The sequence below is a fragment of the Bacillus sp. FSL W8-0102 genome (assembly GCF_038007225.1).
Lineage (GTDB): Bacteria > Bacillota > Bacilli > Bacillales > DSM-4216 > Bacillus_O > Bacillus_O smithii.
Genome location: NZ_JBBOWT010000001.1, coordinates 492,290 through 515,010 on the forward strand (window position 1 = coordinate 492,290; position 22,721 = coordinate 515,010).

Below are 22,721 nucleotides of genomic sequence, written 5' to 3' on the forward strand. Positions count from 1 at the left end.
TCCTAAGGAGGGATGAAAATGGATCCAACCATTCAAGAGCATGTGGACAGGCTGTTGACCTATATGAAAGAAGACGCCTACAAGCCGCTCACTGTCCAAGAACTTGAAAAAGCATTTGAAATTGAGGATTCATCAGAGTTTAAAGATTTTGTCAAAGCGCTTGTCTACATGGAAGAGCAAGGGCTTGTCGTTCGAACAAGAAGCAACCGCTATGGAGTTCCGGAAAAAATGAATTTAATCCGTGGAAAGCTGTCCGGTCATCCGAAGGGATTCGCCTTTTTGATCCCGGAAGAACCGGGAATGGATGATATTTTTATCCCTCCCGGCGACACAAACGGAGCGGTGAACGGAGACAAAGTGCTTGTCCGAGTTTCCAATCAAAAATCAGGAACGCGCAGAGAAGGAGCCGTTGTCCGAATTTTGGAGAGAGGCGTCAAGGATCTGGTCGGTACGTACTCGGACAGCAAATATTTCGGGTTTGTGATTCCGGATGACCGTAAGTTTTCCAGTGATATTTTTATCCCGAAAACAGCCAATATGGGGGCAGTGGACGGTCATAAAGTGGTGGTCCGGATCACTTCTTATCCGGAAGGAAGAAAAAGCGCCGAAGGAGAAATTATTCAGATTATCGGCCATAAAAACGATCCGGGAGTGGATATTTTATCGGTTATTCATCAGTTTGGACTTCCGGAAGGCTTTCCGGATGAAGTATTGGCTCAGGCCAATGAAACACCCGACACCATTGACGAATCGGAAATTCGAAACAGAAGGGACCTGCGGAACGAACTGATCGTGACGATTGATGGACCGGATGCCAAAGACTTGGATGATGCCGTCACTGTCACAAAATTGGACAATGGACACTACAAATTAGGCGTTCATATAGCGGATGTCAGCTACTACGTGAAAGAAGGCTCTCCTATTGACCGGGAAGCGTTTGAGCGGGGGACAAGCGTATATTTGGTTGACCGAGTGATTCCGATGATCCCGCATCGGCTGTCCAACGGAATCTGTTCTTTAAATCCGAAAGTGGACCGCCTTACTCTCTCATGTGAAATGGAAATCAATGAACAAGGAGAAGTGGTCAGCCACGAAATTTTCGAAAGCGTCATCCGCACAACGGAACGAATGACTTATGAGGATGTCAATGCCATTCTCGTTGACAAAGATGAAGAATTGCGGAAACGGTATGAACCTCTTGTTCCTATGTTTGAACGAATGGCCGAATTGGCCGAAATTCTCCGTAATAAACGAATGAAGCGAGGAGCCATCGACTTTGATTTTAAAGAGTCGAAAGTGATTGTCGATGAAAACGGCAAACCGGTAGATGTCGTACTGCGCGAACGTTCCGTTGCGGAGCGGCTGATCGAAGAATTTATGTTGGCAGCCAATGAAACGGTGGCGGAACATTTTCATTGGCTCGATGTTCCGTTTATTTACCGGATTCATGAAGATCCGAAAGAAGACAAACTGCAGCGATTCTTCGAATTTATTACGAATTTCGGTCTGGTAGTCAAAGGAACGGCCAATTCCGTTCATCCGCGGGCGTTGCAGGAAATCATTGAAGCCGTGCAAGGAAAGCCGGAAGAAATGGTCGTATCGACTGTGATGCTTCGCTCCATGCAGCAGGCAAAATATTATCCGGAAAGTCTGGGACACTTTGGTTTGTCTACCGATTTTTACACCCATTTTACTTCTCCGATACGTCGGTATCCGGATTTAATTGTTCACCGGCTTATCCGCACTTATTTAATCGAAGGGAAAATGGACGAAGCGACACGAGCGAAATGGGGAGCGCGGCTTCCGGAAATCGCTGAGCATTCTTCCGAGAGAGAAAGACGGGCGGTAGATGCCGAAAGAGCGACTGACGAAATTAAAAAAGCGGAATTTATGGAAGATAAAATCGGCCAAGAATTTGACGGCATTATTAGTTCCGTTACGAACTTTGGCATATTTGTTGAACTGCCGAATACCATTGAAGGTCTTGTCCATGTTTCGTATATGACCGATGATTATTATCACTACGATGAACGCCATTATGCGATGATCGGCGAAAGGACTGGAAATGTGTATCGGATCGGCGATGAAATTACGGTCCGCGTCATCAATGTCAATAAAGAGGAACATTCGGTCGATTTTGAAATCGTCGGCATGAAAAACGTTAAGAAGCGAAAAACGACGGAAGCACCGAAAGTGGTGAAAGTGCGTTCCAAAAAAGGAAAACAAAAAGGACCACAGCTGAATGTGGAGGAAGAATGGTCAACGCGGCCGCCCAAAAAAAAGAAAAAGAAATTTTACGAGAATGTCGCAAAGCCAAAAAGCAAAAGGCGAAAACGAAAATAAAGGCAGACTGACAAGAATTTAGTCAGAGAATGAGATAAGTTTTTTTGATGATGGAGAGGTCGGATCTTTCCTGATAGCCTTTTGGACAAAAGATCAAGAAACCAGCAAGGGGGGAATCATATGCCAAAAGGGGAAGGAAAAGTTGTCGCACAAAATAAGAAAGCTAGGCACGATTACTTTATTGAAGAAACGTATGAAGCGGGCATCGTGCTGCAAGGAACGGAAATTAAATCGATCCGCGCTGGTCGTGTCAATTTAAAAGATTCATTTGCCCGCGTCCAAAAGGGCGAGGTTTTTCTTCACAATATGCATATCAGCCCATATGAACATGGAAACCGCTATAATCATGACCCGCTTCGTACTCGAAAGCTTTTGCTGCATAAAAAAGAAATTCTGAAATTAATCGGGAAAACAAAAGAACAAGGCTATTCGCTTGTTCCGTTAAAATTATATATAAAAAATGGCTATGCCAAAATTCTTCTCGGTCTGGCCAAAGGGAAGAAAAAATGGGATAAACGCGAAGACTTGAAAAAGAAAGAAGCAAAACGAGAAATTGAGCGTGCGTTTAAAGCTCGTCAGCAGTTTTAATATTCTTTTGAACTTCCAGACGGTGAAACTCGTTTCGTCATCCAACATACAGGGCTGCTGTAAAAGTAGAATTAATACTTTTAACGCGATCTTTGGATGCAGTCCTCGGGAAAAAGCCTCCACTTCGATAAGTAAAGAAGTGGGGTGTCGTACCACACGTTGGAAAGTTGGAAGTTCATCCCGGTTGAATTATGCGCTCGATATGATATAATAATCCTTGCAAGAGCCAGTTGAAACAAGCATTAAGCTCGATATTCCTAGAGCTTCCGAAACATTCTCTTTATTATAAGGGGACGTTACGGATTCGACAGGGGTAATCAGAGCTTAAGCTGCGAGTCGGAGGGATCGTCTCCGTCATCAACGTCAACTTAAATATAACTGGCAAACAAAACAATTACGCTTTAGCTGCTTAATTGCGCTAAAGGCTCCTCCTTCCATCGCCCATGTGGAAGTCGAGGGGTTCATCTGAAGTGGGCTACGCCGGATTCCGCCGCCTGAGGATGAAGGAAGAGACCAATCAGGCTAGCTCATCCGAAGCCCGTCGACAGGCCGACGATAGAGCGAAACACAATATGTCGACTACACTCGTAGACGCTTAAGTGGTGATACCTTTGGACGTGGGTTCGACTCCCACCGTCTCCATTTTAAGTATCCGATAACATGCGAATAAAACTTGCGAAATCCTGATACGACCGCATTTGCGGTCGTTTTTCATTTTTCCGAGATTCCGAAAGAATCCTGTAGAATTCGAAAAAATTTTGCATTGATTTTGCACTGCTATTTTTATTTGAAATCGTAAGGCTCTTTCATCGTTCGGTCAACTTGTCGAGACTTTTTCTGCTTATTTTTACCTAACTTGCTTCATAAGCAGGCTGGCTTTTGTCGACAAACTAAATAACCGCAACACTATCAGTTGCGGTTGTTCGCGGAAGATTCTGAGGCTGATTTGAAGTTACACAGGTTTTTATAAAAAACCTGAAATCAAAATATTTAGTGGCAAATACTCTCTGTTTCTCATCTACAAAGAGATCTCAAGTGGTGATCCACAATCGATTCAACCATTTCTGGCGTTAAATGATTCGGCTGCATAATGATGTGTATCGCTAAACCGTCAATAAGCGCATAAAAACGCTCCACTTCTAAATCTACATTTAAGTTTGGTAGTGCAAGTTCAAGTTTTAACAACGTTTCAATGATTAGTTTAATTGCGGAACGAAACTCGTGGTATACTTGATTGCTTAATGGCTGAAGTTCAGGCTCCCATAATGCCTTTTGGGTAAAAGTAAACCACACCTCCATTTCTTTTTTTGTTTCTTCTTCCAGCGGCAAAACTTCATGTATTAGACGTTTTATCCCTTCAAGAGGTGGACAAGAAAAATCGATTCCTTCAATTCGTTTTTTCACTCGCTCGGAAACGAGCCTCATCGAAAAAGCCAACAGTTCTGACTGGCTGGAAAAATAATGTCGTAAGGAACCTACAGAAACTCCAGCCTCTTTCGCAATATTGCGGACGGTTGCTTTTTCAATTCCCTCCCTCGTAATGATTCTCCATGTCGCTTCCGCAATTTTTTTCCTTTGTTTATCATGATCAACTATTTTTGGCATGAATATATTATATCATGATTGTTTTTTTGATACATGTGTGCTAAATTGGTTTTAATACAACTGTATTAAAAAGGGGATATTTATATGATTGCTTGGCTCATTATTGCCAGTGAAATTTTGTTTTGGCTATTTATTTTTGCGGGTTTATTCGCAAGATATGTTCTGAAATGGAAAAGAATTGGAATAATATTATTGTTTTGCACACCGCTTATTGACCTTTTTTTATTGATGGCTACTATTATTGATTTGAAAAATGGGGAAACAGCTCATTTTGTTCACGCGTTGTCAGCAGTTTATATCGGCGTCTCCGTTGCATTTGGCAGACGCATGATTCAATGGGCTGATGAACACTTTTCCTACCGATTTGCCGGGGGGACTCGTCCCAAAAAAGCACCTCGATTCGGAAAAGAACATGCCAGGTACGAACGACAAGGCTGGTATCGGCATTTGCTTGCATGGACAATCGGGAATGGATTAATCCTTTTCATGGTTTTGCTCGTCAACGACTTTGACAAAACAAAAGAGCTATTAATCGCAGCAACCCGATGGTCTGTTATTCTTATCATCGATTTTTTGTGGAGCTTTAGTTATACATTATGGCCCCGCGGGGCAAAAAGGTAAAAAGCAGCTTACTGAATAAGTAGCTGTTTTTTGCTCCGAGGGGAATGACTGCCTTGCTTTAATCGCTGCGCAAGCGCTTCGCATAAGAAAAAGCGGAAAATTATCTAAAAATATTTATAATTTTTGATAGGTTTGATATAACAAAAGGTAGAAAGGAGGAAAAAGGTGGATAATTTTTTAGTCCGGATGCTTGGCAACAGCATATAGGGTATTTCCCGCTTTTCACTAAAACAATTGAGCATCTCCACCATGAAATATGAAAAATAAAATTTCATCAACTGATTTTTTGATGCTTCTTTTATTTATGATGTGGTTTTCCAATATGAACTTTAATCATATGTCGATTACGACATGGATGGTTGTCATAACCTTATTGATCTGGTTTATTCTATTTATCATTAAGCTATGCATACCAAAAGTAAAAGAGAATTGATGTCGGACTATCATTTTACAAACAAAAAAGAAATAGAGAAGTTTGTATTGATCACGTATTAACGACGTCGCAAGCCATAAAAATACCGGGGATTACAAAATCACGCAGGAGCCAGCTTATTTCACGAGGAAAGATAGCTTGTTTTTAAGGCAGATATTGAAAACCAGATAGGCTAAGAAAAAAATATTGTCCGTATGAAAGGGAATAAAAACCAATAAGGGTTATTTTATAGCCAAATGCTTTTCTCCCATAAATCTGTTCATCGTGAACCTCTAAACTATGCTGTTTCCACTTATCAATGACAACTAGAATCATATTTTGAAATACATGGAGATATGATTATATGAACAGGTTATAAAAGGGAGAGGCTTCATGGCGGATTTTGAAAAAGCGGCGAAATTTGAACATGGATTTTGGCTTCAGGTATTGGGAGATCATGCTCGATTTATACACGATTCACTCGGTCCTCAAGAACAACGGGAAATCGATTTGGCCCGTTATTTTATTCAAACGTTTGATTACCTTCTCGCAAGGGTTCAAGTTGATGACTTAGCGGCATTAAGCAACAAGGCGGAAGAAGAGGGCAATAAACTAAGAGAGTTTAAGCTCCGTTTAATCGAACGTCATTTGGTCAGAAAGATTCAAATAGGATTAAGTCCATCCTTTTTGAATCATATGGTCAATGAATTAGAGGAGTATTTACGGATTTTAGACTATTTAAAAAAAGGAGCAGTTCCTCCTATCTTTCATGAACTTCACCACCACTTAATCTGGATTTTAGATGCGGCCGGTCATGCCGGAGCCATTTCAGATAACATGGATAGAATCGAAAAGAAAATCAAAGAGAAAAGCGATGATTTTACAAAAGACTTCGAAGCATTTTATTTAAAAGCGGTAGAAATGACAGGATTTCTGAGAACCAATCTTTCCTCTTTCCCCGCATTAGAGAGGCTTCATCATGATGTTTCCCTTGAAATGAAGCTCTTTATGAACTTTCTGAATGAAATAGAAGAGCTGGGATTAAGTAAGCAAGCTTTGGGTACTTTTGCCCCTCTAATGGCGGATCATATGATGAGAGAAGAGTGCTATTATTTAACAAGAATAGCGAGAAGTCCCCTTCCTCTTTAGGTGGGGGATGAAGTGTGAGTAAAATGTTTGTGGGAGAAATTCTTAGAATTCCCCGATGAGGGGGTTGGGAACGTAGGTTCGCAATCCCCCTCATCGGGGCCACCAAGCAAAGCGCGGTAGGATCCCAAGCAGGAAACATGAAAAAAGGACTCTCTCCCTGGTAAGATGATCATTGTTCACACCATCAAACAGGAGGAGAGAGTCCTATGAATATTCAACAACATCTTACCACAAATTCGTTGTCATGGAAAGAGATCGAACTTGATTTGTTTCGAGCCTTGCAAAACGCCTTCGCCGAACTGTTTACGGCTTTGTTGGAGGACATCGACCGACAATTGGCGGAAACCCGGGACAAGCGCCGGTACCACTTGAAAGACAAACGACGCATCACGATTCAAACCCTGTTTGGCGAAGTTACCTTTGAGCGGAACTACTATTTAGACCGGGAACAAAACCGTTACACGTTTTTGCTTGATTCCTTTTTAGCGTTTGATGGATCGCAGTCAATCAGCCCTTGTCTAGAAGAAACAGCGGTGGGATTGGCGGTGGAGTGCTCTTCTTATCGCAAAGCGGCTCGTACGCTTGCCCAGATGGTCGGGTATCCGGTGATGAGCCATGAGGCGATCCGCCAGTTGGTGCTCGAAGCTGAAGCTCCGCTGCACTGCCCGGTCAACCAGCGATATGGACGGGTGCTGTTTGTGGAGGCCGATGGACTGTTTGTTTCTCGCCAAGGGAAGGGAAAACGGGCCAAGGAAGACAAGATCCTAACCGTTCACGAAGGGTGGAAGCGCAACGGCTCACGGATCGAATTTGTCAATCAGCGCCATTACGTCCATGAGGGCAAGGGGGAGGTGTGGGAAGGCTTCGAGGAATTTTTGATGAACGAATATGCCTATGATCCGTGTCGGGATCTTCTTGTCATCAACGGGGACGGCGCTCCATGGATTACCGCGTGCCGGGAGTATTTCAAGGGACGGGTCTGCTTCCAATTGGATCGATTCCACGTGGCGCGTGAGTTGCGCCAATGCCTCTCGGGCCATCCACGGTGGCAGGCGATTCGGCAAAAGCTGGCGAAGCAGGATGAAGAGAAGCTGCTTGTGGAACTGAACAGCGCCCTCGGCACGCTGGGGGACGAAGCGAAAGAACAACAGCTGGCTGCCTTGATCCACCGGATCGAATCGATGCCGGGATGCATCCGTGATTACCGGGAATGGCTGAAGGAGCAAGGAGTGGACACAACGGGCATGTATCCGATGGGGAGGGCTGAAAGCGTGATGAGCCAGCTGGCGTATCGGGTGAAATACCGCCGCAGTTGGACAGACAAGGGACTCAGGGCGTTTTTCAAGGCAATGATTGCCCGGATGGATGGGATTCGTCTTTTCGGACATCGTTTAGGAGAAGAATCGTCGCATCCGGCGGAGGAAACGGCATCTACCAAACAGACGATCGTGAACAAGGCGAAACAACGCATCCGCCGTCTTCTTCCAGAGGTAACGCGGAATAACGTGCCATATTTACAGCAATCGTCCGGGACTCCGATCTATCATGCCCTGTCTGAATTCAAGGGATGGTAAAAAAAGGTATACATATTCGTCTGTCATGGCAAGGGATGAGAGTCCGAAAGCGCTTACGGATGAAATTCAAAAAAATGGTTCGCTAACCTATGACTTACACCTGTTTTTTAGCGAACCAAAAAAGTTCCCACAAAATCTTGACTGACTCCAATACTAGAATGTAAATATAAAATAGCAATTTGAAGTTGGATAACGAAGATAGCTGCCCAAGCAATCGCATTAGCAACTTTTGATTCTTCTACTGAAGTTTTTCTTTCCCAATGCCATTTTCTTTTATCTCCTAAAGTAATAGGAAGTAATAAAAAGGTTAATACACTAATAACTTGATCTCCACCATCTAGTGTTGTCATTGAGTTTTGGATACTAAATGCAATCCACCAATGTATTATCCCTGTGATTCTTGGTCTCCACCCTGACGCTACCAGTAGTAATAAGAAAATCACAATAATTTTAACGGTTGGTAAGAACTCTACAGGTAAAATACAAAATGCACTTATACGACTAATGCCAGTGGAGCAAAATGGATATTCTTCAATCCCTGCCACGGGTTTGAATAGTGTACTCACTTCATTAAACATAAGAGTCATAATAGAGGAAAGTGCTAAAATGGTTCTTGCTAAACCATAAACATTGGTAAATGGAGATCCAAGGTTATTTAGTTGGTTTACAGTTGATTCCTTTATGTTTTGGAACATTTTAATTCTACCTTCACCATTTTCATAGTTTTATAATTTCTTTCTATACTAGAACTCCAAGACCATGGCATTGGTTCCTTGATTGTAATAATATGTACTCCGCAAAGGGTTGGTTCAGGTGTTTTGTTTATAATTTCAATTGGCTTAACATCCTCTATCTCTTTAATACAATATTTTATATCATATTTTGAACATTCTTTAAATTCAGACACTTGTATTTCTTGTAGAAACATCCCAATTTCTGTTCCTTGTGCTCTACCTTCTCTACTAATCCCAAATAGGTTTGAAACTCTCATATTTGGCCATTTTACTGACTTTTCTCCATCTAAAGAATAGACATCCAAGTATTCATCTCTAGGACTTTTGCTGAAGAACCCCCATCCTTGTGGCATTATTTGCGAAATCACAAGTTTATAATCACTTTTTATATTAATAGGATTTGGTGGTAAGGCAGCAATAATAGAAAGTACAAAAATCGATAACAAGATAAACAGAGTAATATAGAAAGACATTACAGTATTATTCTTAATTTCCTGATTCATGACCTTATTAAAATTCCCCCTATCTTTCTTTATATTTGTTACTCAACTTTCGCAGTGAAAAATTTATGAATAATCCTTGATTTGATAGGTTTCTTTAGGTATCTCATATTCACTTGACACTGAAAAAATTCGTCTAAAAAACAAAAAGACACCTCTTTCTTTTGGTAAACTATTGGTGACCAAACCAAAAACCAAAGAAAGAAAGGTGTCACCATTATGATAACGAAAAAAGAGTATTTTGCGCAATTACCAAAAGAAATAAAAGACGGATTTTCTGAATTACAAATTGGTAATCATTTAAGAAAAGCAGGAATTATCAAGGCTTGTGGTTATTCTTGTTTATCGATTTTTCAACTATTATTTCTTCTTGTTTTTCAATACAGAAACTGGTACCACGCCTTACAAAGCAAAAAGGCTGCCGATTTACCAGGAAAAGATACCATTTATCGTTTTTTGAACTCGTCTACGTATAACTGGAGAACCTTTTTACTATCTCTGAGCTCCGAAGTGATTCGTCGTGTGAAACAAACGATTTCGAAGCGCCGTGTTACCGTGTTTATTGTAGACGATTCGATTTATTCTCGTAACCGTAGTAAATCGGTTGAGCTTCTAGCTAAAGTATTCGATCATTCCACTCGTCAGTTTGTCAATGGTTTTCAACTATTAACGCTCGGATGGTCCGATGGCTTTACATTTGTACCTATCGATTTCGCTCTTTTGAGTTCAGCGAACCAAAAGAATCGCTTGAACGAAATCCATTCGTCCATTGATAAACGAACCACAGGCTACAAACGACGGCTCGAGGCATTGGAAGCAAAACCAAACATGGTGTTGAAATTAGTAGAACATGCATTGGATAAAGGAATTTTCGCTGATTATGTGCTCATGGATACATGGTTTACTCATGCCCCGTTGGTGGAGAAGATTCACTCCAAAGGCCTTTTTGTCATTGGTATGGTCAAACAGCTGAAACAACGGTATCTTTTCAACGGAGAACGTTTAACCTTGGAACAACTGTATCGAAAAGCGAAACGAGACATTGGCAAAAAAGAAACACTCGGCTCGATTCACGCAACCCTTCATACGGGTTTACCAGTGAAAATCGTGTTTGTGCGGAATCGAAACAACCAAAGTGAATGGCTGGCCATTTTGAGTACAGATACCACGCTGTCTAATGAAGAAATCGTTCGAATCTATGGGATGCGTTGGGACATTGAAACCTTTTTTAAATTCAGTAAATCGTTTTTACATTTAGCCAAAGAGTTTCAAGGTCGTTCCTATGACATGATGATTAGCCATACTACCATTGTCTTCACTCGGTATATCTTGATTGCTTGGCAACTTCGGAAAGAAGAGGATCCGAAGACCATGGGCAACTTATTCTTGTTTCTATGTGACGAAGTAAAGGAGATGGACTTTAAAACGGCTTTACTACAATTGATTTCTCTTTTCCAAACTTTGGCTGAAGCTAAGGTTTATTTGAGTATGGACATTTTTCAGTGTCAACTGTCCAATTGGATTACTTCTTTACCTCGTTATATCAAGGACTGTCTTCATATTTCTGTATGCGAAAGTTGAGTTTGTTACTTAAATGTTTTTAATATCACAAGTTTCTTCTGAGCAATTGCCTATTGGTACAATTTTTCTTGTGCTTGCTATATAATTATAAACATAATGACCGAATCCGAAATAACTTGATAATTTAATTGGAATGTAAAAGATGGTCAGCAAGGGAATTCTAGCGATGATTGAAGCAATTGCATCAATTCCAGTTGCAATCTTTCCATTATTAATATTTATACAATGCATTTCTTTTTCTAATTTCTGTATGGGAATGTTTATTATTCTTGAATCATCACGTATGGTTTGGAATTCAATAAGACGTAACCAATTAAGACGTTGTATATTTTCTTTCATACTCACACAGAGAGGACACCAACTATCATAAAGGACAATAATTTTAGACATAATTAATTCACCTTATTTCATATTTTGTATTCATTTAAAAATAGACTCTAATTAAAGTGAAAAACGTTAAAAGCACAATGATTCCAATTAATATCCATGAAGACCAGTCACCCAGATATTCCATTAGAAAAGGGAAAATTATTATAATAATCCCAAGAGTAATCGAATATATTCCCATCACTCTTGCTAATTTATTCTTATCTCCTTTATATTGTTTTTCATCATACCCGGCAATTAATTTCAATTTCTTTTTTCTCCAAATAAGCCAACCAACAAGAATGAATAATAAACCAGTAATAATACAAATAACAATAGCAGTAGAGAAATCTGTATTTAAGGACATATTTCACCTCCGTAATAAATGGACATTTTTGGAATGATTTTTCCGAATGTTTAATTATAAACTCAGCTTTCGCAGTCCAAAATCTTGTTTAAATGCTTGATGTAAATGGTTTTGGGAAGTACAAAATTATCATTTGACATTTTTTAAAACATAAAGAAAGACACCTATTCTTTTGGTAAAATATTGGTGACGAAACCAAATCCAAAAGAAAGGTGTCACCACTATGATAACGAATAAAGACTACTTTGCGCAATTACCAAAAGAAATTAAACAAGGATTTTCCGAATTAAATATTGGATATCATTTAAGAAAAGCGAATATTACGAAACTTTCCGGGTATTCTTGTCTTACTGTTTTCAAACGGATTTTTCTTTTAGTCTTCCAATATAAGAACTGGTTTCGTGCTTTTATGAGTAAACGATCTCAGGATCTGCCCGGAAAGGATACAGTCTATCGCTTTTTAAATACACCAACCTATCATTGGAGAAAGTTTCTGCTTTCATTAAGCAGTGAAATGATCCGTCTGCTTCAACCATTAACTTCAAAAGATCGTGTCACAGCTTTTGTGATTGATGATTCTGTCTTTTCAAGAAACCGTAGTAAGTCGGTTGAACTGTTGGCTAAGGTTTTTGATCACTCTACCCATCAGTACTTGAAAGGGTTTCAAATGCTTACCCTTGGCTGGACCGATAGTTTTACTTTTATTCCCGTTGATTTTGCTCTTCTAAGTTCACCGAAAAAGGAAAATCGCCTGCAAGAAATCAATACCAATATTGATAAACGAACATCTGGCTATAAGCGTCGCCAGGAAGCTCTGAAATCAAAACCGGACGTGGCTTCAGCTTTACTTGATCATGCGCTTGAAAAAGGGATTATAGCTGACTATGTTCTCATGGATTCCTGGTTTACACAAGCGCCTTTAATTGAGAAGATTACGAACAAAGGGTTATTTGTCATTGGCTTGGTGAAGCAATTAAAGCAGCGATACGTTTACAATGGTGAACGTTTCACACTGAATCAACTTTACAAATTGGCAAAACCTCACATGGGTAAAAAAGACATTCGCGGATCCGTTTATGCTACTTTAGACAATGGAATTCCAGTAAAAATTCTATTTGTACGAAACCGTAATAAACGGAGCGAATGGCTTGCCATTCTCAGCACAGATACAACATTAGAAAATGAAGAGATCATTCGTATTTACGGCATGCGTTGGGACATTGAAGTCTTCTTCAAATGCAATAAATCCCTTTTAAATTTAGAGAAAGAATTCCAGGGACGTTCCTACGACATGTTAATTAGCCATACAACCATTGTTTTTACACGATATATTCTCATTGCTTGGCAAATGCGAAAAGAGGAGGATCCTAAGACGATTGGCAACCTTTTTTACATCCTTTGCGAAGATGTAAAAGACATAGATTTTATTACTGCCCTTCAATCACTTATTGACCTTTTCCAAACTTTGGCGGAAGCCGAGGTTTCTTTGAACATGGACATCTTTAAAAATCAAATGAATAAATGGTTGGCCACTATACCTAATTATATCAAGCAATGCTTAAATATTTCTGTGTGCGAAAGTTGAGTTAGTTATAAAATGATAATTTAAGAGTTTTCTTCTCATATTTCTCATTAAGCTTCAAGATGTTGACGAAAGACTTCAGTAATATCTTCTTTTTTACTAGAGCTTCAACGATATCTGTTGTAAAATTATTCAATGGAAGACCTTCTTTTTTTGAATTGGTGTGGTAACTTAATTCTACAAGAAAAGGTCTTCCTTTTTATTTAGACAAAATATTTTAAGCTCTCGCCTATAGTGTTTATATAGATGAAACAGTATAGAGAAATACAAATAGAAGGAGACTTTTAAAATGAAAACAGATAAAATAAAAAATTCAAATAGCATTGCTAAAGGCATACTTATTACCAGTATTTTATTACTGCTTGTCATGGCTTTATTAAATGCAAAGGGAGTTTACGTGCAAATAGCCACGCCACCTAACGGAATCAGTCATAAAACTTTATCTACTTTACTAATAATTGCAATGGTCATTTCATTAGTTTATTTATTAAAAGATAAAGTAACTAGAGGAATTGTTATTGGAATAGGGGCATTTTTTATTTTAATAAATAGATTGCCGGAGTTATTAACAGGTGTAGAATATACGACTTTTTCTTCTCCTGATAATGAGCATAAATTTGTAGTCATTGAAAAAGGCATTGGTCAACTCTACCAATTATCGGATTCAGGGTTATTTATGACTTATTTAGCAGACATTCATACTGACGATGGATATAAGCCATTCTCCAATGGAGCCTATAAATTAATATGGATTTCAGATGATAGATTAATAATACATTATGCTTTTGATTATATGGATGAGAATAATTATGATAACTATAGAAAAATTTCTGTTCAATATAAACGAGACTAGATTTTCTGAGCTAAAATGAAAAGGTTAATCTTAAGAATCGATTAACCTTTTAATTGATTTTATATTTTCATACCATTAAGGATTACTCTTCGTTGGTTTTTTGAATTAGAATATCTTTAAAAGCCTTTGCAACTTCTTTACCTTGTTCTTCTGTATAATAGGGAGTATTAAAGGCATTCTTAAAGAGTGATCTCATCTCAAAGATACCCAGTTCATTAGATGTTAATAAGTAAGTACTTTGAGCTTGTACTATATTTGGATCCCCTGAAAATCTATTTTCAAAATACAGACTAAATCTCACCTTATATCTATCTTCAAAGTAATATCTTAATAGGTCGTTTATTGGTTGTGGAATATTAATAAGCATATTACCAATGTTAAAAGCATCTACATCTGCAATAAAATCTGTTAGTGAAAATTTAGAAACACCTTCATTCGGATTTCCTATCAGATATAATGCCGCATCATAAGCTGAATTATAGCCTTCAATAGTCGCGGCCCCTCCAGCAGCATCAATTAAATCTCCTGCCCAACCAGCAAAATCTACAACTGCCTGATTGCCAGTTCCATAATGCAATACACTATTAAGTGTAGCCGCTAGATGAGGAACATCAATCGGTATCTTATATTTTGGATCATAAATTTCATAAATGTAAGGATTTTTTAATTGTTCGTTAACTTCATTGATAAAATCTGTATCTATAGAACCAGCTGTCATATCCCATAAGAAACCGTCAAATCTCTCTCTTCTTAGATATTGGCATACAAGTTTATTAGCTTGCGTCACATCGTTACCAGAATAATTTAAGGCAATAGTGTAAATTTGATCAATTTGATCAAAGAACCCGTGATTAGGAATATCTGGACCAATAGGATATTCTATTGAAGGATCGACGATACTTTCTCCATTATATCTGCCTGATTTTATATTGTTATCAATTTCGATATATCCATCACCGGAACCAACAGTAATAGTTGAAATTTGATCAAATGCCCAGTTGCTTGGTAAAGGATATCCTAGATTTCCACTATATCCAGTAGACATACCACTTACAAAACTAGTCGTTGCTAATCCTCGTTTTGAGACCTCAATACAAACAGCTCTGGGGCCATATACCCCAATTTTATATAATTTGCCCAAATTAATCATCCGTTCATTTACACCCGTAAAATAAGGTATCACATTCTCAGTTATTTGGTAGCCAAGGACATCAAAATCAACGGCAAAATAAATAGTAGTATCTTTCAGAAAACCATATTCTCTAGCTGCCTTATATGCTGCATCTGCGTCTAGTCTGCCTTGTTCTCTAGTAAAATACTCTAAGTAATTCCCTCTTGTTTGATAGATTGGAAAAACTGTAAATCCAGCGTTAAAAATATTATCTAACTCTCCAGGCTTAATCTTTTTGTCCAAACCTCCTGAAACGTTTACGAGATAACGACCAATTGTTTGATATCCTGCATCTTTTAATGCTTGAGCCCTAGCAGGTGTCACTTCTGTTATACAATCACATGCTGTACCTTTACGTGTAGGATCTCCTTTACTTTGCAATAAGGAAAGCCAAGTCTGTTTACCTGCAATACCATCAGCAGGTAACATTACGAATTGCTGAAAATTGGTTACTGCATTTTTAACTGTAGTGCCATATTGACCATCAAAGGCTCCCGGATCAAAATTGTTTACATATAAAGCATATTGAAGTAGTTTTATAAAGTTTGTTTTAGTACTTCCGACATTCAAAGTTGGTAAGAGACTTGTTGTTGTAGGACCAACACTACCAGTTTGTTGCTCTGGCGGAATACCTTCCTCTGTTTGAATCCCATAGATTAATGCTTTATTAGTAGCTCTTTGGTAATGACCATCAGCAGGTTGAACACCTGAAGTTGTATAGTATTTGTAATTAAGATCACGCTGCATTTCCCTGATTCTTGGGTCTCCACCATGAGTGAGAACATAAGCATCCATTGTTAAAAACGCTTTAAATACGTAAGCATATACTTTTCCATCACGAATAGGGAGTCCAGCATCGGTTTGCAGTTTTATTACAGCAGCCTTTGTACCTTCACCAAACGTACCTGTGAAACCGGTTGGATTGTATCCTTTACAATACATAGCACCTTGCAGAATTCTAACAATATTTTGTCCTTTTTCATCTGTAGGAACACTCCCCTTTTCCATTTCTCCCCAAGCTTTATAAGCAGCTTCTGTTCCTGGGCCAAAGTTATTAGATGGAGTTGTAATTCCTAATTCAATTTGTAAAGCTCTTGTCAAGGAATACATCGTGGACCAACTAGTCTGTCCAGTTTCAGGTGCTAGAACGTAACCGGGTTTTCCTCCGTAAACAAGGTTTACCCACTGCTGAACTTTTAACACCATTTCATCCATCAAACATTTCTCCTTTCTTTTGTCTTACATACTTATCCTAATGGATAATAAAAAGATAAAACTCCCAAAAAAAGCTATGAAAAGTTTGATAAAATTCCCTTTTGAATGATTTTGTATCCAAAAAGGATTTCTCGTGAAATAAACCAGAAATAGATAACAAAAAAGGAAGAATAAATATGTGGACAGATGATGATTTAGAATACGACGTAAAATGCACTAAGTTTCTATCAGGTGCAGGATGTTTAATTTGAGGATCTATTCTTCTTGTGATTATTATTGTTTCGGCTGTTTCATTATATACAAAGGTATTAGATAAACTTGAAACAGGGGATAAGGAACTTGTTATTAGCAAACCTCCTAATCAAAAACATATCATTAAAGTGATAGAAAAAGGACGTGGCTTTCATTTCGTTGACCCAACTGTTGTGATTTCGTATAAAAAATATAAAATCCAATGTGAAATCAATAATGATATAAAAGATCTAACCCCTTCTGATATTTCAATAAGTTGGAAAAATAACGAAGAAGCAACGATTCTGCTATTTGGTGAGAAACAATCCCCAGAGGTTTTTGAATTTAAAGTTCCAAACAAAGTGTCAAAGTCTAATCCATTTCAAGTTGTTCAAAGAAAATTAGGGTTTATCCCTTTTCAAAAAAGCGAATCTCCCAACCATGTCAATGTCGTAGAATTAAGAAGGAACACCTACTCAAAAGGAATGATGCATTCCTGTAATGAGGAAATTTGAGGTTTGATAAAAAAAAGTCCCCTTGGTATAGTACAGGGTGTCAATGCGCGTTGACCCCGAATTTCAATAAACCAAGGAGGACTCAAAATGAATTATACACAAAATCAAAAAATCTCTCAAATCACACCATCAACTTGAAAGTTATATAGCCATTTTTTTATCATAAATTTTTTCATCCATATTGTATAATATATAATTAATTACAATAAGATAGCTTTCAGTCTATGGATAAGGCGGTGTATAGCAGATGGAATTGCTGCAACTGAAGTATTTTCAAACCGTTGCACGTCTCGAACACATGTCGAAAGCGGCAGAGGAACTGAACATTGCCCAACCTTCCCTTAGCAAGACGATTGCCAGATTGGAAGAAGATCTTGGCGTTCCGCTGTTCGATCGGCAAAACCGTCAAATTAAACTAAATCGATACGGAAAAATATTTTTGGGACGGGTTGAAAGAGCCTTTATGGAATTAAAGGAAGGAAAAAGAGAAATTTTAGAGTTGGCAGAGCGAAATCAACATAAGATCAGCTTGGCTGTATCCATTCCAAGAGTCCTTCCTGATTTATTAGGTTCTTTTTTAAAAAAATATCCTCAAGTCCATTTTCAACAATTTGTCCATTCGACATCGTCCATGAAACGTCATCTGAAAAACGGGGAAATCGATTTTTGTATTTCTTCGGTTCCCATTGAAGACCCTGAAATCATTTGGCAGCCCCTTTTCACGGAAGAAATTTTTTTGATTGTTCCGCCTGGACATCGGCTGGAAGGACGAGAAACGATTTATCTTGATGAAGTCAAGGACGAATCTTTTATCAGTATGCATACGGGATATGAAATCCGTAACTTAACCGATGAATTTTGCAGAAAAGCAGGTTTTATGCCGCATATTGCTTTTGAAGGGGACGAGCCGGGAGTTATAGGAGATTTAGTGAAACAAGGATTGGGGGTTGCCTTTATTCCGGCCATCTATTGGATTCATCAAAAGAAACCTACTTTGAATCGATTACGAATCTTAGAACCAACATGCCAACGAACGATTGGTTTAGGCTGGTCCAAAAGACGCTATTTTTCGGAAACAGCTCGTCAGTTTCACCAATTTATCTTCGAGTATTTCTCGAACATTTCTTCACAACTGAAAGAGATGCCATAGTGTCAAAATGAATGTTCAAGGACCGTTACTGCCAAAAGCATATTTGATAGTAAAAATCAACGGACTTGCTGGTGATGGCTAGTCGATCTCAATGGAAGAAAGAATCAAAAGACTAAATCAGTACCTAATGGGTTAGTGCGGATACTTTTCACTAGCTGACACTCCTACTGTCTTTAAGAATCTTGATAAATGGATAAGAAGAAGGCTCCGAATGATGATCTGGAAACAGTGGAAGAAGCCGAAAACGAAAATAAAGAAACTTATACAACTCGGAGTTCAACCATTTAAAGCATATGAATGGGGAAATTCGAGGAAATCATATTGGAGAATCTCTAAAAGTCCCATATTACACAAAACCCTTGGCAACTCTTATTGGAGTAGCCAAGGGCTGAAAAGCCTGTACAGTAAATATGGCGAAAAGCGTCATTAATTTGATTGAACCGCCGTATACCGAACGGTACGTACGGTGATGTGAGAGGACGGAGGTTCACCACCTCCTACTACTTGATTTATGAACGCCTCCCCATTTTCTTCAAATCCTCTGAAGGTGAAGCTGTCAAACGATTTTCCATATGAGGATCTACTCACCCGATATGACTCTATTGCAAGAAAACATGGAAATCATCATGAATGCTTAGTAAGTTCCAGGTGTAAGGTTCTCCTAATTTATAAATGAGCATTTTGCAAAATTAGATTTTTTGGATAAAAGTATAAAAAATAAAGCACTCGACAAATAGCTACCAGCATGTTATTTTACAAAATATTACAATAATCTTGTTTTCGGGCATACCTACAGAATTTTTCACATTGAATTTTTTTAAGCGGCTTTCTTCCCTTTATTTTCCTTTGCCATCGCTAGCGCTGAAACAAGTAATACAATAGCGTTCAGGTAAATATGGGTCTTTACTTTTTCAATTCCCCATACATGTAGGGAGTTCGCCGTAAGGTAGCTTTTCATTCTTGAATTACAGCGTTCTACACTTGTCCTCTCGTTGTAAAGCTCTTTCCAACGTTTTGTATCACGGTGCGGATTGGAATATCGGCGCACATCCTTTTTGATGTCGACTTTTACCACCATTCCATAGTTGGAAGATGAACAGGCTGCCATTCCTAATGGGCAATCCACTTTGCCGGTTGCGTGAGGACATCTGAACTTGAGCTGGTCCTTATCAGCTCCCCAATAAGTCATTTCATAACCCATGGAACAACGCGGAGTTCCATTGGAAGAAATCCCTTCAGGAGGCTCTTTTTCGTTGCGCAAATTGAGCGGGATAATGGCTTGCGCTCCAATGTTTTTGGCTGATTCATAGTTTTTTAGTTGGTCATATCCGCCATCCATGATCAGAAATTCAATTTTGGATTTGGTACGCTCTGCCACTTGCTCTATTAATTCTGGTGCGACTTCTCCATCGTTCACATGGGCAGGGGTTACTTTTATGGCCATTGGCAGTTCGCTTGCGGTATCGACTGAAAGATGCATCTTATAGCCAAACCAGGTAATTTTATTGCCGAAGGAATCATATTTTGCGCCCCAATTGGCATTACCCGTTTGTTCACTACGCTTTTTGGGCTGTTTCTTTTCATAGGCATCAATGGCGGCACTGTCGATGGCCTGGTGGCTGCCGTCAATTATTCCTTCCTCCTGAGCTAACTGTACCAAGTCAAGGAAGATCTTTTCAGCCAGCTTTTTTTTGGTAAGTGCCGCAAAAACCCGGCTGAGAGTGGAGATAGACGGTGCGGGGCGATCAATCGATAAACCGCATTGATAACGGAAACGAAGGTCTTTATCCAATCGATGATGAAGGGCGGTAAAGGTGTCGATGCCTTCGAGTGGGGCAGCGATGAGAGCCCTTAGAATCCCTTCTCTGGAATGACCGTCAGCCCCTCGGGGTGAAGAACTTCTCAACTGTTTAGCATAAGGGCGTAAATCAAGCGAGCTAAAAAAGATAGGTAATTTCTCTTTTGACTCTAATTTTTGCAGTTCTTCAAAGGAAAATAGGCTTTCTTGTAGAATATACAAAGTGACTTCCTCCTTTTGAATTTTTGTGCTTTCGTCACTTCAAAAATTCTACATTTTAGGGGTGAAGTCCTTTTTTGTGTCTTTGAAATCCTTATGGCTCTTGGGTCAAAAAATATGCAAAATGCTCAAATAAAAATGAAAACCAACATAACAAAGATATATGACTAAAACAGTGAAAAATCCTTGTTCAATTGCACCGCCGGTACGAATGCCAAAAGGTATACCAATTTCGATGTTTAAAGGCCATAAAAACTTAACTCCTTGTTTTGTGAGCATATCCAAGACCATATGACTGAACATTCCCATCAAGATACCCAATTCAATATCTTTAGGCCAGGAAGTTTGTTGGAATAAGAAGAATGCTAAAACTAAAAACAAAAGACTATGAGTAAAGGAGCGATGACCGAATACCGTGCTGATGATGTTGTCAATCAACGGCACCTTTCGGCCAATTAATGAACCGGTGTGATCAATATCCGGTATTAAAGCACCAAGAGCTAAACTACCAAAAAAAAGAGCTTCATGGCCAACGGCTCCTCCCAAGTTTAAATATAGAGCGCCTGCTGCTAAGCTCCCAACAATATGTGTTTTACCTTCCATTTTTCTCCCCTATTCTTTTAAACTATTTCCATAACTTAGTATGAATTAGCTTTTAAATGAAATCAACCAGGCTGATGTCTTCCTTCATCAAGGAGTCAACATGCCAACAAACCATTGGTTTAGGTTGGTCCAAAACCAAAAGACGATACTTTTCGGAAACAGCTCGTCAGTTTCATCAATTTATCTTCGAGTATTTCTCGAACATTTCTTCACGACTGAAAGAGATGCCGTAGTGCCAAAAGAAATGGCCGAGATCCCGTTTTGTCGAATAAAAAAACAGACTTGCCAAGTGTGGCGGGTCTGTTTTTCGTTCGTTGATCATGATGAATGATGATTCCATTGATCGAACAACAGAGCGTGATTTTGAACTCATATTCAACGTGTTCAATTGGAGACAAAAAGAGACACCGGTCTCGTTTTGTCTTTTTTGTGTTTGCGAGAATTGCTCGATGCTTCATGTTGACGCTGATGATTTTTGGCACGCTTTTTGCAGTAAGAAAGGGTGAAGAAACAAGAATGAAGGAGGTTCAAAAAGATGAATGTGATTCAAGGCAAAGGAGTTGCTTTAACTCGGGAAAAAGCCAAATGGATGTATCAAAAAATGCTGGAAATTCGTGTATTTGAAGATAAGGTTCATGAAATCTTTGCACAAGGGAAATTACCCGGTTTTGTTCATTTGTATGCAGGCGAAGAAGCGATAGCGGTTGGGGTGTGTGCGCACTTAAGTGATAAAGATACGATTACAAGTACGCATCGCGGGCACGGCCACTGTATTGCCAAAGGCTGCGACTTGGATGGAATGATGGCGGAGCTTTTTGGAAAGATCACTGGGTTGTGCAAAGGGAAAGGCGGTTCCATGCACATTGCCGACTTAGATAAAGGAATGCTGGGGGCGAATGGAATTGTAGGGGGAGGTTATCCTCTTGCTTGCGGGGCTGCCTTAACAGCGAAGTATAAAAAGACGGAAGATGTAAGCGTTTGCTTCTTTGGCGACGGGGCCAATAATCAAGGAACTTTTCACGAAGGACTTAATTTAGCATCTATTTGGAAGCTGCCGGTTGTTTTTGTAGCAGAAAATAACGGGTATGGAGAAGCGACGCCGTTTGAATATGCTTCAAGCTGTAAACAAATTGTCGATCGTGCCATCGGCTACAACATGCCTGCCGTTCGCGTCGATGGGAAAGATGTGTTGGCTGTTTATCAAGCAGCGGAGGAAGCCATTCAAAGAGCACGCAACGGAGAAGGTCCAACGCTAATCGAATGCGTGACTTATCGAAATTACGGCCACTTTGAAGGAGATGCCCAAAAATACAAAACAGAGGAAGAGAAGAGAGAACACCTTCAAGAGCGGGATGCCATCGTTCTATTCAGAAAACATTTACTTAGTCAACAACTATTGTCAGAAAAAGAATTAGTGGAAATGGAAGAATCTGTAGAACAGGCGATAGAAAAGGCGGTTGAATTTGCAGAAAACAGCCCGTATCCGGAAGCATCAGAGCTGTTAAAAGACGTGTATGTATCTTATTAAAAGAATGATAGGAGGC

General features: G+C 39.2%; 19 protein-coding genes, 1 other RNA gene and 1 pseudogene. 13 read left to right on the top strand and 8 right to left on the bottom strand.

Annotated elements, in window-relative coordinates; all coding sequences use genetic code 11:
* The first annotated feature begins 18 nt into the window (after positions 1-18).
* The 3 genes from rnr to ssrA all read left to right on the top strand — a co-directional run bounded on the left by rnr (position 19) and on the right by ssrA (position 3,576).
* Entirely contained in the window at positions 19-2,343 is a 2,325-nt protein-coding gene (gene rnr / locus N1I87_RS02420; RefSeq protein WP_341100498.1) for a ribonuclease R, read from the top strand.
* Between the two features lie 120 nt (positions 2,344-2,463).
* On the top strand, positions 2,464-2,931 hold the full coding sequence (gene smpB, locus N1I87_RS02425) for an SsrA-binding protein SmpB (RefSeq protein WP_048622616.1): 468 nt from the start codon (positions 2,464-2,466) through the stop codon (positions 2,929-2,931).
* Positions 2,932-3,220: 289 nt separating this feature from the next.
* Positions 3,221-3,576: a transfer-messenger RNA gene (gene ssrA, locus N1I87_RS02430) on the top strand.
* Positions 3,577-3,945: 369 nt separating this feature from the next.
* On the opposite strand, the gene N1I87_RS02435 is transcribed toward ssrA, so the two are convergent.
* Positions 3,946-4,536: a TetR/AcrR family transcriptional regulator gene (locus N1I87_RS02435; protein ID WP_341100500.1), complete on the bottom strand. Its 591-nt coding sequence runs from the start codon at positions 4,534-4,536 to the stop codon at positions 3,946-3,948.
* 84 nt (positions 4,537-4,620) lie between these two features.
* Here N1I87_RS02435 and N1I87_RS02440 point away from each other — a divergent pair, with 84 nt between their 5' ends.
* The 3 genes from N1I87_RS02440 to N1I87_RS02450 all read left to right on the top strand — a co-directional run bounded on the left by N1I87_RS02440 (position 4,621) and on the right by N1I87_RS02450 (position 8,292).
* Positions 4,621-5,157: a hypothetical protein gene (locus N1I87_RS02440; RefSeq protein WP_341100503.1), complete on the top strand. Its 537-nt coding sequence runs from the start codon at positions 4,621-4,623 to the stop codon at positions 5,155-5,157.
* A gap of 805 nt (positions 5,158-5,962) precedes the next feature.
* On the top strand, positions 5,963-6,718 hold the full coding sequence (locus N1I87_RS02445; RefSeq protein ID WP_341100504.1) for a DUF2935 domain-containing protein: 756 nt from the start codon (positions 5,963-5,965) through the stop codon (positions 6,716-6,718).
* Positions 6,719-6,924: 206 nt separating this feature from the next.
* On the top strand, positions 6,925-8,292 hold the full coding sequence (locus tag N1I87_RS02450; RefSeq protein WP_341100507.1) for an ISLre2 family transposase: 1,368 nt from the start codon (positions 6,925-6,927) through the stop codon (positions 8,290-8,292).
* Between the two features lie 107 nt (positions 8,293-8,399).
* Here N1I87_RS02450 and N1I87_RS02455 read toward each other — a convergent pair whose 3' ends face one another.
* Complete coding sequence (locus tag N1I87_RS02455) at positions 8,400-8,987, bottom strand: hypothetical protein (protein ID WP_341100510.1); 588 nt, start codon at positions 8,985-8,987, stop codon at positions 8,400-8,402.
* Positions 8,972-9,529 carry an SdpA family antimicrobial peptide system protein gene (locus N1I87_RS02460; RefSeq protein WP_341100514.1) on the bottom strand — a complete coding sequence of 186 codons (558 nt, stop codon included), beginning with the start codon at positions 9,527-9,529 and terminating at the stop codon, positions 8,972-8,974. Before N1I87_RS02460 ends, N1I87_RS02455 begins: the two co-directional genes overlap by 16 nt.
* A 216-nt stretch (positions 9,530-9,745) precedes the next feature.
* Here N1I87_RS02460 and N1I87_RS02465 point away from each other — a divergent pair, with 216 nt between their 5' ends.
* The gene (locus N1I87_RS02465; protein ID WP_003353499.1) at positions 9,746-11,107 is read left to right on the top strand and encodes an IS4 family transposase; all 1,362 of its coding nucleotides are present in this window, start codon (positions 9,746-9,748) and stop codon (positions 11,105-11,107) included.
* 9 nt (positions 11,108-11,116) lie between these two features.
* Here N1I87_RS02465 and N1I87_RS02470 read toward each other — a convergent pair whose 3' ends face one another.
* Together N1I87_RS02470 and N1I87_RS02475 are read right to left on the bottom strand one after the other, a co-directional pair.
* Positions 11,117-11,497: a thiol-disulfide oxidoreductase DCC family protein gene (locus N1I87_RS02470; protein ID WP_048623302.1), complete on the bottom strand. Its 381-nt coding sequence runs from the start codon at positions 11,495-11,497 to the stop codon at positions 11,117-11,119.
* A 34-nt stretch (positions 11,498-11,531) separates the two neighbouring features.
* Complete coding sequence (locus tag N1I87_RS02475) at positions 11,532-11,840, bottom strand: DUF3784 domain-containing protein (protein ID WP_244878053.1); 309 nt, start codon at positions 11,838-11,840, stop codon at positions 11,532-11,534.
* A 223-nt stretch (positions 11,841-12,063) separates the two neighbouring features.
* Here N1I87_RS02475 and N1I87_RS02480 point away from each other — a divergent pair, with 223 nt between their 5' ends.
* Complete coding sequence (locus N1I87_RS02480; protein WP_341100516.1) at positions 12,064-13,425, top strand: IS4 family transposase; 1,362 nt, start codon at positions 12,064-12,066, stop codon at positions 13,423-13,425.
* A gap of 286 nt (positions 13,426-13,711) precedes the next feature.
* Positions 13,712-14,275, top strand: a complete 564-nt coding sequence (locus N1I87_RS02485) for a hypothetical protein (protein ID WP_270584435.1) — start codon at positions 13,712-13,714, stop codon at positions 14,273-14,275.
* 82 nt (positions 14,276-14,357) lie between these two features.
* Here N1I87_RS02485 and N1I87_RS02490 read toward each other — a convergent pair whose 3' ends face one another.
* Positions 14,358-16,661 carry a glycoside hydrolase domain-containing protein gene (locus tag N1I87_RS02490; protein ID WP_341100518.1) on the bottom strand — a complete coding sequence of 768 codons (2,304 nt, stop codon included), beginning with the start codon at positions 16,659-16,661 and terminating at the stop codon, positions 14,358-14,360.
* Between the two features lie 266 nt (positions 16,662-16,927).
* On the opposite strand from N1I87_RS02490, the gene N1I87_RS02495 reads away from it, so the two are divergent.
* The 3 genes and pseudogenes from N1I87_RS02495 to N1I87_RS02505 all read left to right on the top strand — a co-directional run.
* Positions 16,928-17,407 carry a hypothetical protein gene (locus tag N1I87_RS02495; RefSeq protein WP_341100520.1) on the top strand — a complete coding sequence of 160 codons (480 nt, stop codon included), beginning with the start codon at positions 16,928-16,930 and terminating at the stop codon, positions 17,405-17,407.
* A gap of 247 nt (positions 17,408-17,654) precedes the next feature.
* Complete coding sequence (locus tag N1I87_RS02500) at positions 17,655-18,557, top strand: LysR family transcriptional regulator (protein WP_341100521.1); 903 nt, start codon at positions 17,655-17,657, stop codon at positions 18,555-18,557.
* 91 nt (positions 18,558-18,648) lie between these two features.
* Positions 18,649-18,987: pseudogene (locus tag N1I87_RS02505) on the top strand (group II intron maturase-specific domain-containing protein); the annotation flags it as partial.
* A gap of 387 nt (positions 18,988-19,374) precedes the next feature.
* On the opposite strand, the gene N1I87_RS02510 reads toward N1I87_RS02505, so the two are convergent.
* Both N1I87_RS02510 and N1I87_RS02515 read right to left on the bottom strand, forming a co-directional pair.
* The gene (locus tag N1I87_RS02510; protein WP_063210481.1) at positions 19,375-20,577 is read right to left on the bottom strand and encodes a transposase; all 1,203 of its coding nucleotides are present in this window, start codon (positions 20,575-20,577) and stop codon (positions 19,375-19,377) included.
* 105 nt (positions 20,578-20,682) lie between these two features.
* Positions 20,683-21,177: a metal-dependent hydrolase gene (locus tag N1I87_RS02515; protein WP_341100522.1), complete on the bottom strand. Its 495-nt coding sequence runs from the start codon at positions 21,175-21,177 to the stop codon at positions 20,683-20,685.
* 535 nt (positions 21,178-21,712) lie between these two features.
* On the opposite strand from N1I87_RS02515, the gene N1I87_RS02520 reads away from it, so the two are divergent.
* Complete coding sequence (locus N1I87_RS02520; RefSeq protein WP_341100523.1) at positions 21,713-22,705, top strand: thiamine pyrophosphate-dependent dehydrogenase E1 component subunit alpha; 993 nt, start codon at positions 21,713-21,715, stop codon at positions 22,703-22,705.
* Positions 22,706-22,721: the final 16 nt, after the last annotated feature.